The 14,419-nt window shown below is 68.3% G+C and carries 13 protein-coding genes; 6 read left to right on the top strand and 7 right to left on the bottom strand.

Annotated features, from left to right (window positions below; all coding sequences use genetic code 11):
* Window positions 1–89: 89 nt before the first annotated feature.
* Together ABL843_RS27930 and lnt are read left to right on the top strand one after the other, a co-directional pair.
* Window positions 90–968, top strand: a complete 879-nt coding sequence (locus ABL843_RS27930) for an HlyC/CorC family transporter (RefSeq protein ID WP_126023798.1) — start codon at window positions 90–92, stop codon at window positions 966–968.
* Entirely contained in the window at window positions 968–2,533 is a 1,566-nt protein-coding gene (gene lnt / locus ABL843_RS27925; protein ID WP_418118083.1) for an apolipoprotein N-acyltransferase, read from the top strand. Before ABL843_RS27930 ends, lnt begins: the two co-directional genes overlap by 1 nt.
* Window positions 2,534–2,539: 6 nt before the next feature.
* On the opposite strand, the gene ABL843_RS27920 is transcribed toward lnt, so the two are convergent.
* From ABL843_RS27920 to ABL843_RS27890, 7 genes are all read right to left on the bottom strand, one after another.
* Window positions 2,540–3,919: an FAD-binding oxidoreductase gene (locus tag ABL843_RS27920; RefSeq protein WP_418120530.1), complete on the bottom strand. Its 1,380-nt coding sequence runs from the start codon at window positions 3,917–3,919 to the stop codon at window positions 2,540–2,542.
* A gap of 8 nt (window positions 3,920–3,927) precedes the next feature.
* The gene (locus ABL843_RS27915) at window positions 3,928–4,737 is read right to left on the bottom strand and encodes an ABC transporter permease (protein ID WP_418118081.1); all 810 of its coding nucleotides are present in this window, start codon (window positions 4,735–4,737) and stop codon (window positions 3,928–3,930) included.
* Window positions 4,734–5,570, bottom strand: coding sequence for an ABC transporter ATP-binding protein (locus ABL843_RS27910; RefSeq protein ID WP_418118080.1), 837 nt, complete (start codon window positions 5,568–5,570; stop codon window positions 4,734–4,736). The genes ABL843_RS27915 and ABL843_RS27910 overlap by 4 nt, the downstream gene beginning before the upstream one ends.
* Window positions 5,571–5,590: 20 nt before the next feature.
* On the bottom strand, window positions 5,591–6,574 hold the full coding sequence (locus ABL843_RS27905; protein WP_418118079.1) for an ABC transporter substrate-binding protein: 984 nt from the start codon (window positions 6,572–6,574) through the stop codon (window positions 5,591–5,593).
* A 73-nt stretch (window positions 6,575–6,647) separates the two neighbouring features.
* Window positions 6,648–7,514, bottom strand: a complete 867-nt coding sequence (locus ABL843_RS27900; protein WP_126023792.1) for a creatininase family protein — start codon at window positions 7,512–7,514, stop codon at window positions 6,648–6,650.
* A 23-nt stretch (window positions 7,515–7,537) separates the two neighbouring features.
* Window positions 7,538–8,803, bottom strand: a complete 1,266-nt coding sequence (locus ABL843_RS27895) for an amidohydrolase family protein (protein ID WP_418118078.1) — start codon at window positions 8,801–8,803, stop codon at window positions 7,538–7,540.
* Complete coding sequence (locus ABL843_RS27890) at window positions 8,800–9,387, bottom strand: NAD(P)H-dependent oxidoreductase (protein WP_418118077.1); 588 nt, start codon at window positions 9,385–9,387, stop codon at window positions 8,800–8,802. Before ABL843_RS27890 ends, ABL843_RS27895 begins: the two co-directional genes overlap by 4 nt.
* A 314-nt stretch (window positions 9,388–9,701) precedes the next feature.
* Here ABL843_RS27890 and ABL843_RS27885 point away from each other — a divergent pair, with 314 nt between their 5' ends.
* From ABL843_RS27885 to ABL843_RS27870, 4 genes are read left to right on the top strand one after another with little or no spacing between them, the layout of a single operon-like run.
* Window positions 9,702–10,217, top strand: coding sequence for a spore coat U domain-containing protein (locus tag ABL843_RS27885; protein WP_126023789.1), 516 nt, complete (start codon window positions 9,702–9,704; stop codon window positions 10,215–10,217).
* 20 nt (window positions 10,218–10,237) lie between these two features.
* Window positions 10,238–10,969 (top strand): molecular chaperone, encoded by a 732-nt coding sequence (locus tag ABL843_RS27880; protein ID WP_418118076.1) that lies wholly within the window; start codon window positions 10,238–10,240, stop codon window positions 10,967–10,969.
* A 40-nt stretch (window positions 10,970–11,009) separates the two neighbouring features.
* The gene (locus tag ABL843_RS27875; protein ID WP_418118075.1) at window positions 11,010–13,331 is read left to right on the top strand and encodes a fimbria/pilus outer membrane usher protein; all 2,322 of its coding nucleotides are present in this window, start codon (window positions 11,010–11,012) and stop codon (window positions 13,329–13,331) included.
* The gene (locus ABL843_RS27870; RefSeq protein ID WP_418118074.1) at window positions 13,328–14,344 is read left to right on the top strand and encodes a spore coat U domain-containing protein; all 1,017 of its coding nucleotides are present in this window, start codon (window positions 13,328–13,330) and stop codon (window positions 14,342–14,344) included. Before ABL843_RS27875 ends, ABL843_RS27870 begins: the two co-directional genes overlap by 4 nt.
* Window positions 14,345–14,419: the final 75 nt, after the last annotated feature.

Raw genomic sequence — 14,419 nt, 5'->3', positions numbered from 1 at the left:
TGCTTCCGTACTTACCCTCGGGGAGGGCCGGTAGAGCGTGTCACACGCAATCCGGTATCCTTGTCCCTCCTCAACTCCGCCCTCCCGCAGTGGCCGAACCTCACCCTGAACGCGCTCCCGTCGAACGGGAAGACAAGCGCAGCTTTCTCCAGAAACTCGCCGAATTCATCCACCCCGGCCCCGATTCGCGCGACGAGCTGATCGAAACCCTGGCAGACGCCGAGGACAACGAGGTGATCGGCGCGGAGTCGCGCGTGATGCTCGAAGGCGTGCTGCGCATGGCCGACATGACCGCCGGCGACGTGATGGTCGCCGCGCCGCGCATGGACCTGGTGAACATCGACGCCCCGTTCGACGCGCTGCTGCATCTCGTCATCGACACCGCGCACTCGCGCTTTCCGGTGTACGAGGGCGAGAAGGAAAACATCATCGGCATCCTGCTCGCGAAGGACCTGCTCAAGCTGCAGCGCGCGCCGGGCCTGAACATCCGCGCGCTGCTGCGCCCGGCCACCTTCGTTCCCGAGAGCAAGGGCCTGAACGACCTGCTGCGCGAGTTCCGCGGCAACCGCAACCACCTGGCCATCGTCATCGACGAATTCGGCCGCGTGGCCGGCCTCATCACCATCGAGGACGTGCTGGAGCAGATCGTCGGCGAGATCGAGGACGAGTTCGACATCGCCGAGGACGAGGGCGACATCTTCGGCCTGGCCGACCACACCTACCGCGTCTCGGGCGACACGCCCATCGAGCGCGTCGCCGAGGCCTTCGGCATCGTGTTCGACGAAGAACAGCTCAGCGAAGACTTCGACACCATCGGCGGCCTGATCGCGCACGAGATGGGCCACGTGCCCAAGCGCGGCGAGCACCATGCGATCGGCGGCTTCGACTTCGTCGTGCTGCACACCAAGGGCGGCGCGGTGCGCTGGTTCAAGGTGTCTCCGGCGCGCGGCGGCGACGCGGCCGACTGATGGCTCGCGCGCCGGCTTCCTCCTTCGCCTCCTTCCTCCGTCCGCTCGGCTTCGTCGCCGCCGGGCTTGCGCAGGCGCTCTCGATGGCTTCGCCGGCCGGCGGAAAGCCGCTGTGGTGGCTGCAGCTGCTGTCGCTTGGCGCGTTCGTCTGGCTGTTGGACGGACTGCGTTCGCAGGGCGCAGGCTGGCGACGTGCCGGGCTGCACGGCTGGCTGTTCTCCACCGCCTGGCTCACCGGCAGCTTCTGGTGGCTCTTCATCTCGATGCACACCTATGGCGGCCTGCCGGCGCCGCTGGCCGCCATCGCCGTGCTCGCGCTGGCTGCTGCACTGGGCCTTTATTACGCAGTCGCCGCGGCGTGGTTCGTCGTACGGGGGCCGAGGGGCCGGGTGACGGGCGCGCTGGTTTTCGCCGCGCTCTGGACGCTGGCCGAGCTGGTGCGCGGCAGCTGGTTCACCGGTTTCCCTTGGGGCGCCGGCGGCTACGCGCATGTCGAGGGGCCGCTCTCGGCGCTTGCGCCATGGGTGGGCGTCTACGGCATCGGCGCCGCAGGAGCACTGGCTGTTGCGCTGGTCGCGCTGCATCGTCCGCTGCGCATCGTGGAAGCCGCGCAGGGCGTGGTGCTGATCGCGCTCGTGTTCGCCGTGCCGAACCTCGTGCCCGCGCTGCGCGACGATGTGCGAGGCGCGAAAGGCGCGGCCGGCAACCTGAGCGTCGCGCTCCTGCAGGGCAACATCCCGCAGGACGAGAAGTTCATTCCCGGCGGCGGCATCGAGACCGCGCTGAGCTGGTACGGCGAGCAACTGCGCGATGCCAAGGCTTCGCTCGTCGTCACGCCCGAAACCGCCTTGCCGCTGCTGCCTCAGCAACTGCCAGCCGGCTATCTCGAAGCGATCAAGGCCCGCTACAGCCAGGGCAATCAAGCCGCCATCGTGGGCCTGCCGCTCGGCGGGCAGGGCACCTACAGCAACGCGGTGCTCGGCTTCCGCCCCGGCGACGCGCAGCCCTACGCCTACAGCAAGCACCACCTCGTGCCTTTCGGCGAATTCATTCCCTGGGGCTTCCGCTGGTTCATCCAGATGATGAACATCCCTCTCGGCGACTTCGCGCGCGGCGGGCTTGCCCAGCCGCCCTTCGTCTGGCAAGGTCAGCGCATCGCGCCCAACATCTGCTACGAGGACTTGTTCGGCGACGAGATCGGCGCGAACTTCCGCGACGAGGCCAGCGCGCCCACCATCCTGCTCAACGTGAGCAACATCGCCTGGTTTGGCGACACGGTGGCCATCGACGAGCACCTGTCGATCTCGCGCATGCGCGCGCTGGAGTTCGCGCGGCCGATGGTGCGCTCGACCAACACCGGCGCCACCGTGGTGATCGACGCCCAGGGCCGCGTCACGCACGAGCTGCCGCGCCTCACGCGCGGCGTGCTCGAGGCGAACGTGGAAGGCCGTCGCGGCCTCACGCCCTTCGCGCGCTGGGTGGCACCGTTCGGCCTCTGGCCGCTCTGGCTGCTCGCCATGGCCATCGTGGCGGTGGCCTGGGTACTGGGCCGTCGCCGCGACTGAAACCGGTCAGGCTGCCGAAGCCGCCTTCACCGGCCAGTCGCGCAGCTTGCCCGGGTTCAGCAGGCCCAGCGGGTCGAAGCGCTTCTTCACCTCGATGACCTCCGGCGGCAGCGGCCCGCCGGCCTTGCCGTCTTCCACGATGTTCACGTGCGGGTTGTTGATGTGCACGTTGTGCTGGCGGTGGATGCGCATGATCTCCTGCAGCCGCTCCTCGGTGCTGAAGCGCACCAACTGCAGCCCGCTGCAGGTCATGAGGCCGGCCACGTTGCGCAGGAACTCGATGTGCATCATCACCTCGCCCTGCTCGCCGCCCAGCAGCCTCTCCATCTCGATGACCTGCTCGACATGCTTGCCGGGGATGAAGCCGCTCTGCAGATAAGTCAGGTTCGGGTCGATCTTCAGCGCGTGCAGCGTCGTGTGGTTCCAGGTGAACTCCATCAGCGTGCGGTTGCTCTTCTGCACCTCGGCAGCCGTCTTGCGGTAGCTCACCGCGCCGCCGTGCGCCTCCACCAGCTGGAGCATCGCCGGCTCGCACGACTCGGCCACCAGCGACAGCACCGTGTGGCAGCCCTTGGGCAGGTGCGCGGCGAGTTGCGACAGATGGTCGGAGATCGGCGCCGCGAAGAAAGTGACACCGCGCTTCACGATGCCCGGCGCATGCGCAAGCTTGTCGGCGAAATTCAGCGCGCTTTCGAAGTCGCCGAAGGTCATCAGCGTCTCGAGCCACGGATGCGCGGGTGCCAGCGCGATCTCCAGCTCCAGCACCAGTCCGTTGGTGCCCCACAGGTGGTGCATGCGCATCGCCTCGGCGCCGCGCAGCTCCACGACCTGCGGCTCGGCCTCGATGGTCATCGCGCGGATGCCGATCACGTTGCCGGGCGCGCCCAGCGGCCCGTAGTTGATGGAGCCCACGCCGCCGAAGCCGCCGCCGAACAGGCCGCCCAGCGTCGCGCTGCGGTAGGTCGATGGAACACAGCGCAGCTCCTGCCCCGTGGGCTTCGTCTGCTTCTCGAGTTCGCCGAGACGGATGCCGGCCTGCGCGCGCGCCACGCCGGGGCGCACCCACAGGCAGCTGTTGTAGCCCGTCATGTCGAGCACCACGCCGCCGGCCAGCGGCGTGGTCTGGCCGTAGTTGCCGGTGCCGCTGCCGCGGATGGTGATGGGCACGCAGCGGCGCGCGCACGCACCGACCACCGCGCGGATCTCTTCCTCGGTGCGCGGCCGCACGACCACGTCGGCGCGCTTGTCCTTGAGCTGGCGCACCAGCACGGGGCTGAACCAGGAGAAGTCGGAGGACAGCCGCGTGACGCGGCTCTCGTCGGTGATCCAGTCGAGGTCGGGCAGTTCGAGCAGCAGCTGCTCGATGGCGGAAACAGGGGCGTTCATGGTCAAGGTCAGTCCTGTGAAAGTTCGCTCGCATGCCACGAGCCCAGCGCCAGCTTGGTGAGCCAGGCCATCAGCACGAAGAGCGCGACACCGGTGAGGGAAATGAGCAGCAGTGCCGCGAACATGCGCGGAATGTTCAGCTGGAAGCCCGCCTGCAGGATCTGGTAGGCCAGCCCCGCGCCCGAGCCGCCGGTGCCCGCGACGAACTCGGCCACCACTGCGCCGATCAGGGCGAGACCGCTGGAGATGCGCAGGCCGCCGAAGAAGTAGGGCAGCGCGCTCGGAATGCGCAGCCGCACCAGCTGCTGCCAGCGCGTCGCGCGGTTGAGCTTGAAGTAGCTCTGCAGATCGGGGTCGATGCTGCGCAGACCCAGCGTGGTGTTGCTGATGATGGGGAACAGCGCCACCAGCGCCGCGCACACCGTCATCGCCGCCACCGGGTTCTTCACCCAGATGATGATGAGCGGAGCCACCGCCACGATGGGCGTCACCTGCAGCAGCACCGCGTACGGGAAGAGCGCGGTCTCGATGCGCTTGCTTTGCACGAAAAGGAACGAGATCAGCACGCCCGCGACCGTGGCCAGCAGGAACGACAGCACCGTGATCTTCAGCGTGACCAGCAGCGCGTTGCCCAGCGGCGCCCAGTCGGTCACCAGCGTCTGCATCATCAGGTAGGGCGAGGGCACCAGGTAGGGCGGCAGCTCCATCGCCACCACCAGCCATTGCCAGAGGGCGACCAGCACCACGCCGATCAGCACCGGGTAGAGCACGCGCTGCACGCGCGGCTGAGCCAGCAGGGGAAGGGTCTTGGCAGTCATCGCGCGGCCTCCTCGTCGGTGCTGCTGGCGCGCAGCAGGCTGTCCTGCAGCTGCTTGGCGTAGCGCGCGAATTCGGGCGTGACCATGAAGTCGGCGCTGCGCGGATAGGGCTCGTCGATGCGGAACTCCTCCACCACGCGGCCGGGCCGCGCGGCCATCATCACCACGCGGCTCGACAGGAACACCGCCTCGTGGATCGAGTGCGTCACGAAGATCACCGTGAGCTTCTTCTTGCGCCACAGCTCCAGCAGGTCGGCGTCGAGCTTGTGGCGCGTGATCTCGTCGAGCGCGCCGAAGGGCTCGTCCATCAGCAGCAGGTCGGGCTGCGTGACGAGGCCGCGCGCGATCGACACGCGCATCTGCATGCCGCCCGAGAGCGCACGCGGCAGCGCGTCGGCGAACTTCTCCAGACCCACGAGCGCGAGCGATTCCATCACCCGCGCGTCGGCCTCCTTGCGCGGCACGCCGGCCAGGTCCAGCGGCAGGCGGACGTTGGTCCGCACGCTGGCCCACGGCATCAGCGTGGGCGACTGGAACACGAAGGACATCTTGCGCGGGCAGTCGTGCAGCTGCGCCGCCGGCCGGCGCCACACCAGCAGGCGCCCGTCGCTGGGCTCCAGCATGCCCGCCACCATCTTCAGCAGCGTGCTCTTGCCGCAGCCCGAGGGGCCGAGCAGGGTGACGAACTCGCCTTCGGCGATAGACAGGTCCACCGGCAGCAGCGCCTGCGTGCCGTTGGGATAGGTCTTCTCGGCCGAGAGCACTTCCACCGCGGGTACGGCGGGTGAGTGCTCCGGGGGCGGTGCCAACGTGTGGGGGTCGATTCGGTTCATGCGCAGCGCGTCGTTAAGGTTCAGGGGATGACCTTGGCGTCCTTCACGAACTCGGTCGTGTAAGTCTTCGCCAGCTCCACCTTCGACGGATCGAGCAGCTTCGCGCTCACCAGGAAGTCGTAGCTCGCCTTGGCGCGCGCATCCGTCATCACGCCGATGCCCAGCCTGGCCGCGTCGCCGCCGGTGACCATGCCCATCTCCTTGAGCTTGGCCACGCTGTAGGCCAGCTGGTCGTCGGTCATGTTGGGGTTGTCCTTCTTGATGAGCGCGTTGGCGGGCGCGGGGTCGGCGAGGTAGCTCTTCCAGCCCTCCGCCGAGGCCTTCACGAAGGCGGCGACCTGCTTGCTGCGGTCCTTCACCGTCTTCTCCATGCACGACACGGTGGTCGCGTAGGCCGGGAAGCCGTGGTCGCTGAACATCAGCACGGTGCTCTTCACGCCGGCCTTCTGGATGGCGTAGGGCTCCGAGGTCAGGTAGCCCTGCTGCGCGGCGTTCTTGTCGGCCACGAAGGGCTGGATGTTGAAGGTGTAGGGGCGGGTCTGCTCGTCGGTGAGGCCGAACTTGGCCTTCAGCCACGGCCAGTAGCCGCGCTGGGCCTGCGCGCCGATCAGCAGCGTCTTGCCTTTCAGGTCCTCGAACTTCTTCACGTCGTCGTGCGCGATCAGCACCTGCGGGTCCTTCTGGAAGAAGGCCGCCACGTTGACCACCGGCACGCCGCCTTCGCGCACCTGCATCATCTGGATGTCGCTCGAACCCATGATGCAGTCGGCCTGGCCGGCGGCCATCATCTGCGTGATGTTGACCTGCGGGCCACCCATCTTGATGGTCACGTCGAGGCCGTACTTCTTGTAGATGCCCTGTGCCACGGCCTGGTAGAAGCCGCCGTGCTCGGCCTGCGCATACCAGTTGGTCATATAGGTGAACTTGTCCTCGGCCCGGGCGGGCGCAGCGGCGAGGAAGGCGATGGCGGCGGCGCCGGCGATGGACAGTGCGAAGGAGCGCATGGGGACCTCTCTAGGGCAGGGGAGTTGAAGAAGACGAAAGAAAAGGAAGAAGCGGCCGTTGCAAGAAGCGGGCTCAGGCCGCCGGCTCGAAGCGCTGCTGGATGAAGCCCTGCTGGTGTCCGCGCTCCCAGGTGGCTTCCTCGCGCACCACCCAGCGCAGTGCGTGCAGCTCGGTCAGCGCCTGCACCCAGCTGTCGGAGAGCGTGTCGAGGATGGCTTCGCCCTGCTCGCGCGTGGCGGTGGTCGGGTCGCCAATCACGCCGCTCGGGCCGAAGTCGCGCGAGGTCCATGCACAGGCCGGGCGGCCGTCGGCCGACAGCAGCTTGATCGGGAAGGGCGGCGGAAAGTTGGCGACCGCATGTTCCATGTGCACCGTCTCGGGCGCGAGCGCGAGCATCAGCGCGGTCTCGGAATGGCCGGCGTGCATCGCGAGTTTCTTCTCCTGCTCGCTGACCTGCTTGCTGGCCGCGCTCGGCAGGCGCGACACGCCATGCGGCACCACCACGAAATCGCCGTGGCGCAGGCGCAGTTCGCGCGCCGCCATTTCGAGCACCTGCGGCTGGCCGCCGTGGCCGTTGGCGAACAGCAGCTTGCGAAAGCCCGAGCGGTACACCGACTCGCCGATCTCGATCACCGTCGACAGCAGCGTGGTGCCGGTCAGCGTCATCGTGCCGGGGAAGTGCAGGTGCTCTTCCGACTTGCCATACGTGATGGTCGGCAGCGCGAAGGCGCGCACCTCGGCGGGGAGCTTTTCGAGCGCCTTGCCCATCACGCCCGAGCAGATCACGCTGTCGACCGAGCAGGGCAGGTGCGGGCCGTGCTGCTCGATGGCGCCGCAGGGCAGCACGATGACGGTGTTCTCGCGGTCGGGCAGCGCGGCGATTTCGGTCCAGCTCAGGTAGGGCAGGAAGCGGTGGGGCGGGATGTAGCCGTGGAGCATGGGAAGGTGTCCTTGTGTGTTCGTTACCGGGGGAGGAAGGGCGTCGCGTCGCCGTGCGTGACGCGGCCGTCGCGCAGCACCACGCGGCCAGCGGTGCGCGAGGGCCAGCCGTGGCGGTCGGCCTGCGTGAACAGCACCAGGTCGGCGCCCTGGCCCACCAGCGTGGGCCTCGCAGGAGCGGCTTGGTGCCGCAGCCAGTCGCTGCGGCACAGCGCCTGCGACCATTCGTCGAAGGGTTCGTCGAGCTGCGCCACCAGCGCGGCCGTGCCCAGCGCCTCGACCGGGTCGAAGCTGCCGACGCGGCAGAAAGGGTCTTGCACGTTGTCGCTCGCGAAGAGCAGCGGAATGCCGCGCTCGCGCGCTTCCTTCACCAGCGTGATGCCGCGCAGGCGCGGCGTGCGGCCGGTGACGGCATCCTGCAGCAGCAGGTTGGTGGCGGGCAGCGACACCACCGTGATCGGCGCGCGCGCCACGGCGTCGAGCGTGGCGAGCGCCTGCGCCTCGGGCTGCGCCGCGAGCGCGCAGATGTGGCCGCAGACCACGCGGCCCTCGTAGCCGATCTCGCGCAGGATGCGGGCGGTGGTCTGCAGGCCCACTGCCGAAGCGTTGAGTTCCTCGTCCACGTGCAGGTCGATGTCCAGGTCGCAGGCCTGCGCCGAGACCAGCAGGTTGCGCAGCGCGTTCTCGCTCCAGTTGGTGGAGTGCACGAAACCGCCGAGCAGCGCGTGCGGCCCCGTGGCCTTCACCTGCCTGGCGAGGCGCATGGCCTGCGCGGCGTCTTCGAAGAGCGGCAGCTTGATCAGGCTCACCTGCTCCAGCCGCACCCTGCCGGCCCATTCCTGCGCCAGCTCGGCCATCACCGGCCATGCCATCGGCACGGCATCGGGCTCCCACCAGTCGACGTGCGTGCGCAGGTGCGAGGTGCCGCATTCCCAGGCCCATTGCAGGCCGCGCGAGGCACGCTCGCGCACGTCGGCCGGCGTCCAGTGCACGCGATCGGCGAGCATCGCGTCGATGGCGCCGAGCAGGCCGGGCTGCACCTGCCTCATCCGCGGCAGGGTGAAGGCCTTGTCCAGGTGCGTGTGGGCGTCGACGAAGCAGGGAAGCACCAGTGCGCCGCCGAGGTTCCAGGCGGAGGGCGTGGCGGCGACAGCGGGGTCGACAGACCGCACGCGGCCTGCCTCGATCGCAACGCGCGCGAGTTCGGGCACGCCATCGCGCTGCGGCCAGTCGGCCGGCAGCAGCCAGCGCGGCAGGCGCACGTTATCGAGGAGCGATGGCGCGCTCATGCGAAGCGCGCCATGGCTTGCCCCACGCGCGCCATGAAGCGCTTGAGCTGGGGCTCGGTCGCGACGTTCATGTGGTAGTGGGCGTGGTAGTCCACCTTCGCGCGCCGGCCGGTCAGCCGCAGCATGTACCGCGTGACGATCTTGCGCGGCGGATCGCCCATGTACATCGCCATCCAGCGCGGCCGCCCGTAGGTGACGACGGCGCTGATGCGCTTGATGTGCGTGAGCATCGGCTTCACGTTGGCCGGGTCGCTGATGTCGAAGGCCACGCCCGGCATGAAGAGCCGGTCGAAGTAGCCCTTGAGCATCGCCGGCAGGCCGAAGCACCAGGTCGGGAAGCAGAACACGATGCCCTCTGCCCACTGCAGGCGCTCCACGTAGGGCGCGAGCGGCAACTGGTTGGAGGGCACGTCGTGGTAGCCCAGGCGCTCCTCGCGCGAGAGCACGGGGTTGAAGCCTTCGGCGTAGAGATCGCAGTCGTCAACCTCGTGCCCGGCCGCGCGAAGGTTCTTCAAGACCTCCTGGTGCAGGGCGGCGTGGAAGCTGGTTTCGACCGGATGGCAGTAGACGACGAGCACTCGCATGGTGTGTTTGACCGCTTAATCAGAGCAAGTGGTCAGGTTATGCAAGCGACGTGCCAGTGTGGGTGCACCGGCTTGGGGCGGCGTGGCGGCCGCGCTACGGAACTGTCGGAAGGCTGCTGGATGAGTGGCCGAATTTCGTAACAAAAGTCACGCAAGGCCGGGAAACGAGTGCCTGGGCGAGCGAATTTTGCTGTCGCCGTAACAACAGCTCACTCTTTCTTCCAATTGTTAACTAAAATTCACAGTCCCAAATTTGTGAACTTTGGGCCTCATTCTCTCTTCATCAACCGTTCGATACCCGAGAGTCCGTCCTCATGAAAAAACCTTCCCTCATCGTTGCAGCCGTCCTGGCCGCTCTGGCCGCCAGCGCGGCGATCGCCGACACGGCCAGCTCCACGTTCAAGGTCCTCATCACCGTGACCAAGGCCTGCTCGGTCACGGCGGGTGCGGCCTCGAACATCGACTTCGGCTCGGTCACCTCGACCGCCACCGCCCTGTCGGCCAGCAGCAACATCAGCGTGACCTGCTCCAAGTCGACGCCCTACAACATCGGCCTGCAGCCTTCGAGCACCGCTGCCACCGACACCACCGGCGCCGGCTTCATGAGTCCCATCGTGGCTGGCCCGGACACCATTGCCTACCAGCTTCGCTCGGTGAGCGCGACGGGTCCCATCTGGGGCAACACCGCCACGCCCACCTCGGTCGGAAACGGCGTGGCCGGCACCGGCACCGGCACGGCCCAGTCCATCCCCGTGTTCGCAACGGTCGCAAGCGCCAACGTGACGCCTGGTGCCTACGCCGACACCGTAACCGTCCAGGTCAACTACTGATCCATTGCCTGAGGCCGACCGTGCACCGCCTGCTGCGCCACACCCTTGCCCTCGCGTTCGCCCTGCTGGCGCACGCGGCCGCCTCGGCTAGCGGGCTGCAGGTCTCTCCGGTCACGCTGACGCTGCAGGCCACGCAGAACGCCGATGGCCTATGGCTCAGCAACACCGGCGACGACGTGGTGCACGCCCAGGTGCGGGTCTACCAGTGGTCGCAGGAAGCCGGCAACGAGAAGCTCATGCCCTCGCGCGAGCTCCTCGTGAGCCCGCCGATGGTGCAGCTCGCACCGTCCGAGCGGCAGCTGATCCGCGTCATCCGCACCGGGGTTCCTGCCGGCGCGGTCGAGAATTCGTACCGGGTAGTCATCGACGAACTGCCCGTCGAGATGAAGGAAAAGAAGGGCCTGCAGCTGGTGCTGCGCTACTCGGTGCCCATCTTCATCGCAGCCGCCGGCGCGCAGCCGGCCGCACCCCAGCTCAGCTGGTCGCTGCGCCGCGAAGGCAGCCAGGCGGTGCTCGAGGTCGCCAACGGCGGCGGCATGCACGCCCAGCTCGCCGATCTGGATTTCGTCGATACCGCCGGCAAGCGCACTCCGGTGCACGCCGGCCTGATGGGCTACGTCCTGCCGGGCGCGAACATGCGTTGGCCCTTGAAGACCCCCGCGGAGGCCTTCGCCACCGGCGGCGTTCTGGAAACGAAGATCAATGGCAACGCGACGCAGGAAAAGATTCCGCCACTTCCACGCGTCCGCTGAGCGTCTGCTCCCACTGCTGCTTCTGTCGGGTCTGGCGTCGTTGGACGCCCAGGCCGAGAAGACTGCAGCCGGACCGGGCCCGTGGCTGGTTGCATCCGCTGCGGAAAGCGACCTCACCGGTCCGACCGGGAGCGACCTCTACCTGGAACTGAGCCTCAACGGCAACCCCCAGGGGCTGGTGCATTTCGGGCTGCGCGATCGCGAGCTCTGGGCCAGCGCCTCCACCCTGCGGCAACTGGGCTTCGTCCTGCCGCCGGGCGCGTCCGACCCGGTGAGGCTCAACAGCCTTCCCGGCGTGAAGGTCGCCTACGACGCCGCAAGGCAGAGCGTCGCCATCAACGCGCCCGCCGACGTGCTGCGCCTGCCCACGACGGTGGTGAACACGTCGACGGTCGCCTCCCCCAAGGCCAGCGCCTCGCCCGGCCTGCTGCTGAACTACGACCTCTACGGCACGCAGGGCCGCGGCAACAGCACCAGCCTCAACGCGCTGGCCGAAGTTCGCGCCTTCAGCGGAAGCAGCGTGTTCACCAGCACCATGATGTCGCGCGCCTACCGCTCCGACAACGAAGACTGGAAGCACGACTCCGTGCGGCTGGACACCACCTGGAGCCAGTCCTTCCCCGACGACATGCTGACGCTGCGCGTGGGCGACACCACCACCGCGTCGCTGCCGTGGTCGCGCTCCACCCGCATCGGCGGCATCCAGATCTCGCGCAACTTCTCGCTGCAGCCCTATCGCACGACGACCCCTCTGCCGGCCTTCCTGGGCTCGGCCACGCTGCCCTCGCAGGTGGAGCTCTACATCAACGGCCTGCGCCAGTACACCGGCCAGGTCCCTGCCGGGCCCTTCCAGCTGAACACGGTGCCCAGCATCAACGGCGCGGGCAATGCCCAGGTGGTTCTCACCGACGCCTTCGGGCGCGCGACGACCCTCGACTTCTCGCTGTACGACACGCAGCGCCTGCTGCAGGAGGGCCTGTCCGACTGGTCCGTCGATCTCGGCATGGTGCGCAGGAACTACGGCCTTCGCTCGAACGACTACGGCAGCGACCCCGCCGCCACCGGCACCTGGCGCTACGGCGTGAGCAACAGCTTCACGCTGGAGGCGCACGGCGAGACCACCAAGGGGCTGGTGAAGGGCGGTGTCGGCGGCGCATGGCTGATCGGGCAGAGCGGCGTGTTCACGGGCGCCGTGGCGCACAGCAGCTATCGCGGCGAGCAGGGCTCGCTGCTCAACCTCGGCTACAGCTGGCGCGACAACCAGTTCAATTTCGCGGTCGAGGGCACGCGCACGCGCGGCGAGTACCGCGACGTCGCCTCGCTCTACGGCAGCGCACCGGCCCGTGGCTCGGGCCGTGCATCCATCGGCTACACGACAAAGGATCTCGGCAGCTTCGGCCTGAGCTACCTCTACCTGCGCTACCCGGCGCAGGAGGCGACGCGCATGGCCAGCGTCTACTGGTTCCGGGCCATCGGAAAGAGCGCCTCGATGAACGTGAGCCTCAACCAGAACCTCGACAACCGCCGCGAGCGCAGCCTCTTCGTCGGCTTCACCTGGGCGCTGGACGGCAACATCACGGCCAGCGCCGGCGTCCAGCGCGACAACGGCAAGACGGTCTACACCGCCGATGCGCAGAGCTCCATGCCGGGCGACGGCGGCATCGGCTGGAGAGCGGGCCTGCGCCAGGGCGGCGGCCAGAACGGCGGTCAGGCCGAGATCGACTACCTCGGCCGCTACGGCCGCGCCATGGCCGGCATCAGCGTGCTCGGCGACAACCGCTTCGCCTACGCGGGCGCCACCGGCTCGATCGCGTTCATGGGCGGCCAGCCCTTCGCGGCGCGGCGCATCGACGACGCCTTCGCGGTGGTTTCCACCGACGGCATCGCGGGTGTGCCCGTGAGGCTGGAAAACCGCGACATCGGCACCACGGACGACAAGGGCATGCTGCTGGTGGCGCCGCTTCGCTCCTACCAGAACAACCAGCTGTCCATCGACCCGATGCAGCTGCCCGCCGACGTGAGGATCGAGCGCGTGAAGACGGTCGCCACGCCGAGCGACCGGGCCGGCACGCTGGTGCGCTTCGGCATCACGCCGGTCAGCGCGGCCGCGCTGCTGCTGGTGGACGAGGCGGGCAAGCCGCTGCCGCTGGGCAGTCGCGTGCGAGCCAACGCACAGGGCGGCGAGCCGGCGCTGGTGGGCTTCGACGGCGCCGTGTATCTCGAGTCGCTGCAGGCCCGCAACACGCTCGACGTGCAGACGCCCAACGGCGTCTGCCGGACCAGCTTCGACTATCGTAAGGAAGGCGCGGCAGTCCCGCAGATCGGGCCGCTGCGCTGCACCAGGGAGGCCAAGGCGCCATGAGTCTTCTGATCCGCACGCTGCGGGCCCTGCGCCTGCCCATGTTTTGCGCGCTGCTGTGGCTGCTGTCGGCGGGCAGCGCCCAGGCGTCGATCAATTGCACGGCATCGATGACGGCCGTGGCTTTCGGCGCGGTCGACCTGGTTGCCGGCACGGCCACGCCCGCCAACGCCACGCTGAGCTACACCTGCACCAAGAGCGGCAACAACAACACCACCGAGTACGCCAGGGTCTGCTTCAACATCGGCGACGGCAACGAGGGCCTCACGAACTTCAATCCGCGCGTCATGAAGAACACCGCGGGCGACAGCCTGAAGTTCCAGCTCTACCAGGGGACGAGCAGCACGATCTGGGGCTCGAACGGCAACGCCGCGGTGCCGAACCCGTTCACCATCAACATCGCGATTCCCGCCCGGTCCACCACCACCTCGGGCACCGCCACGATGCGCGGTGAGTTGCTCGCGGGCCAGAGCACTGTGCCCCCGGGCTCCTATCAGGACAACTTCGCCGGCATCCACACCTCGATCACGCTGACGTCGAGCACGAACGCGCCCCCGACCACGTGCGGCACGACGCTGGCGGACCAGTTCGCCTTCATCGTCAGCGCCACCATCTCCAAGAGCTGCGTCGTCACGGCCGATCCGCTGAACTTCGGCTCCGTCGCGGGCCTGCCGGGCGGGGCCAACATCGACAAGCTCGGCAACATCTACGTGACCTGCACGACGCCCACCTCCTACACGGTCGGGCTGACGCCGTCGAACAACGTGGCCAATGGTGCGGGGGCGATGACGCCGACCGGGGGCGTGCCCGGCAACACGGACACGGTGCCGTACCAGCTCTACCGCAACGCCGGGCGCACGAATGCCTGGGGCAACATCTCGGGAACCAACACCATGGGGGGTACGGGCAGCGGCCAGGTCCAGACGCTGCCCCTGTATGGCCGCGTTCTCGGCGCAAGCACCAACGTGCGGCCGGACAGCTACCTCGACGTCGTGACGGTCACCGTGACCTACTGAATCCGGGGCCGGGCCGAGCCCGGGCGAGCGAAACGGGAAGCCCGCTGGCAAATTGCGGGAATGTGTGAAGAATGG

It is taken from the genome of Variovorax sp. 350MFTsu5.1, assembly GCF_048302515.1.
In the GTDB taxonomy this organism is placed as follows: Bacteria; Pseudomonadota; Gammaproteobacteria; order Burkholderiales; family Burkholderiaceae_C; genus Variovorax; species Variovorax guangxiensis.
This window is presented reverse-complemented; position numbering and strand designations above follow the sequence as displayed.